The 3,063-nt window shown below is 68.6% G+C and carries 2 protein-coding genes; both read left to right on the top strand.

Annotated features, from left to right (window positions below; genetic code table 11):
- On the top strand, positions 1 to 1,273 hold a 1,273-nt coding region (locus ACO48X_RS11090), incomplete at its 5' end, for a hypothetical protein (RefSeq protein WP_485002142.1).
- Positions 1,266 to 3,063: PHP domain-containing protein (locus ACO48X_RS11085; RefSeq protein WP_485002141.1), on the top strand; the 1,798-nt coding region annotated here is incomplete at its 3' end. The genes ACO48X_RS11090 and ACO48X_RS11085, both read left to right, overlap by 8 nt.

Here is a 3,063-nt window from a genome sequence, read left to right as displayed (position 1 = left end):
GGTCGTCGAGCCGGGAAGGGTGATCTTTCCGGCCCGGGGCGCGGTGCGTGCGGCGGGGTCGATGGAGGGGCTGGCCGAGGCTCTCATCGGGCAGATCGCCGACGTCGCCGGCTGTGAGGCGCACGTAGGCTGCGGCGAGGGAACCCTCGCCGCCCTTCTGGCGGCCCAATCGGACGTTTTCCTCGACGTTGAAGGGTCGGCGAAGTTCCTGGAGCGAACCAAGGTCGAAGGAACCCTCGTCGGCGTCGCGCCCTCGCGCAGAGCCGAGGCTCGATCCTGCCTTGAGCTTCTGGGGGCCCTCGGGGTGAGAACCGTCGGGGGCTTGGCGGATCTCGGGGCCGCCGCCATGGCGTCCCGTTTTGGAGAGATGGGTTCGCTTCTGTGGCAGTTGGCCCGGGGGAGAGACGTCCATCTGCCCACGGAGGCTGCGACGTCGCCGGGAATCGTGTGCACGCGGGCCTTCGAGCCGCCCCTCCAAAGCGTCGAAGAAGCCGTATTCTCCGCCCGCGACCTCGCCGAGGAGCTCGTGCAGGCCATGGGAGTGCGAACCGCCGCCTCCGGGAGGCTGCGCATCGACGCGGTTTTCCACGACGGCGAAGAGTTCTCGCGATCCTGGTCGGTCGGAGGCGGGGGCGCCCACGACATCGTCGATCGAGTCCGATGGCAGCTCGGAGGATGGGCGGGCGGCGGGCCCCTCGCGCGGCTCGAACTCAGGCTCGACGCCGCGTCGGCCGACGCGGCCCCCGAGCCCCTGTGGGGAGGAAGGTCAGCGGGAAATGAGCGCGCGGCGGCGGCCGTCGCCCGGATCCAGACGGTCCTAGGCGAGGAGTCGGTGACGGTTCCCCGCAAGGTGGGAGGGCGCACGGCGGCGCGGCGCCACGCCGAAATCGCGTGGGGCGAGCACAGCCCGGACGACGGACGCAGGTCGGCTCTTCCATGGCCGGGCGCCATACCCGAGCCGGGGCCTTCGCGCGTCCATGCGGCGCCCGTCGACATTTGGCTTGACGGGCGATGCGGACACCGCTTGGCGGTCACGGGGGAAGCGGAGCTGACATGCGCAGGCGGCTGCGTCGATCCCGAACCCGGCCTGGTGCGATCTGCGAAAGGATTGGCGACGATCCGCGATTACGCCGGGCCTTGGCCCATTGACGAGCGGTGGTGGGACCCCTCCGGCCGTTCCAGACGCGCCTATCTCCAGATCGTCCTCGACGGAGCGGCCGCCCTCGTCTATTGCGAGGGCGGAACGTGGCACGAGGAGGGCCGGTATGAATAGACGCCTCTCCGTCGTTCGGCCGGGGACCGCGAGGCATTCGCCTTCGAAGCGGCCGTTCGCCGAGCCCGAGGGCGCGGTTCCGTACGCGGAGCTGCACGTCCACTCCGCCTACAGCTTTCTCGACGGGGCCAGCCTTCCCTCCGACCTCGTCGCCAGGGCCTGCGAATTGGACCTTCAAGCCCTCGCCGTGACCGACCACGGCGGCTTCCCCGGCGTCGTTCAGCTTGCATCCGCAGCCAGGTCGGCCGGGCTGCCCGCCGTCATCGGAACCGAACTGACCCTTCTGTCCGAAGATCGAAGCGCCCAAGCCGATCCTCCCGGCGAGCACATCGTCCTCCTGGCTCGGGACCCCGAAGGATACAGACGCCTTTCCCGGACGGTGGGGGAGGCGATGCTGGCGAGCGGGGAAAAGAACCGCGCTCGCTACGAGCTCGAAGACCTGGCGGCTGCCTCCGGCGGAAATTGGATGGTCCTCAGCGGCTGCCGAAAGGGAGGCGTCAGACGCGCTCTGGAGGGGCTGGAATGGCAAGGGGCGGAGGGCTCCCGCGGCGGCTTCAATCCCGGGGTCTCGGCTTTTTCCGGGCCTTCTCCCGCTCTGTGGGACGTCGGCGCCGCCGTCGAACGGGTGCGTCGCCTCGAATCTCTTTTCGGCAAGGGAAACGTGGCGGTCGAACTGACGAACTCCGGCGCCCCGCTTGACCGCGAGCGCTGCCGCGCCCTCGTCGAAACGGCCAACCGGGCCGGCGTCCCCTACCTCGCCACAGGCAATGTGCACTATGCGCGCCCTCGCGACAGGGACGTCGCCGACGTCTTCGCCGCCACGAGGGCTCGAAGCACCCTGGAAGAGATCGATCCCTTCCTCCCAGCCAACGGTTCGCACCTCCGGTCGGGGGAGCAGATGCTCTCCCTGCACCGAGACCATCCTGAAGCCGTGGCCGAGGCCGCCAGAATCGGGGCCGAATGCGCTTTTGACCTGGCGCTCGTCGCCCCTGCCCTTCCCGATTTCCCCGTTCCCGAAGGCCATACCGAAGCGAGCTGGCTGCGTTGCGTCACCCGCGAGCGCGCGCTTGAGCGTTACGGGCCGCGCTCGTCGAATCCGCGGGCGTGGGAGGTGATCGACCACGAACTCGACGTCATCGTCGGCCTCGGCTTTCCCGGGTATTTCCTCATTGTCTGTGAAATCGTCGACTTTTGCCGCAGCCGGGGCATCTGGTGCCAAGGCCGGGGATCATCGGCGAACTCGGCGGTCTGCTTCGCCTTGGGCATCACCGCTGTCGACGCCGTCCGCCACAAGATGCTCTTTGAACGCTTTCTTTCTCCGGGGCGTTCGGGTCCGCCCGACATCGACGTCGACATCGAATCTGACAGGCGGGAAGAGGTCATCCAACATGTCTATGAACGCTACGGAAGAAAATGCGCCGCGCAGGTCGCCAACACGATCTCCTATCGCCCGCGCTCGGCCATACGCGATGCCGCAAAAGCCCTCGGATACGAGGAAGGGCAAGTCGAGGCATGGCTGCGGTCCGTCGAGCACAAGGTCCCTGCGAAAGCCGACGCCGGCGCAGGCTATGAGCCCGCGGGCTACGAGGCGGACGTGCCCGCCGCTGTGGCCGATCTCGCCTCGCGCATGCAGAGGCTTCCCCGCCACCTCGGCATCCACCCGGGAGGGATGGTCCTGTGCGACCGTCCGGTGATCGACGTGTGCCCGGCGGGCTGGGCGCGGACGCCGGGACGCACCGTCCTTCAATGGGACAAGGACGATTGCGCCGAAGCCGGGCTCGTCAAATTCG

The sequence above is a fragment of the Peptidiphaga sp. genome, from assembly GCF_057238965.1.
This window is presented reverse-complemented; position numbering and strand designations above follow the sequence as displayed.